The 344-nt window shown below is 48.5% G+C and carries 1 protein-coding gene; it reads right to left on the bottom strand.

The window, feature by feature from the left end; all coding sequences use genetic code 11:
- On the bottom strand, positions 1-342 hold a 342-nt coding region (locus GNY06_RS05185; protein ID WP_166519098.1), incomplete at its 3' end, for a tRNA-dihydrouridine synthase.
- Between the last annotated feature and the right edge of the window lie 2 nt (positions 343-344).

Here is a 344-nt window from a genome sequence, read left to right as displayed (position 1 = left end):
CAACATGCCAGCACCTGCGCCTTTTCCTGCAACCTTCTTGACAGGACAACCGAAGTTGAGGTCAATCAGATCTGGACCAGCTTGTTCTACAATCTTTGCAGCATCGACCATAGCATCAATGTCGCGGCCGTATATCTGTATGCCAACGGGACGTTCCTCGTCTGCAATCGTTAGTTTTTGTACCGTCGATTTGATATCGCGCACCAAAGCTTCGGCAGATACAAACTCTGTATATACCATTGATGCACCAAACCGCTTGCAGAGCAGACGGAAACCGATATCGGTCACGTCTTCCATTGGTGCCAGAAACACCGGGCGTTCGCCCAATTCTATATTTCCTATTT

It is taken from the genome of Elizabethkingia argenteiflava (assembly GCF_009904105.1).
Lineage (GTDB): Bacteria > Bacteroidota > Bacteroidia > Flavobacteriales > Weeksellaceae > Elizabethkingia > Elizabethkingia argenteiflava.
This window is presented reverse-complemented; position numbering and strand designations above follow the sequence as displayed.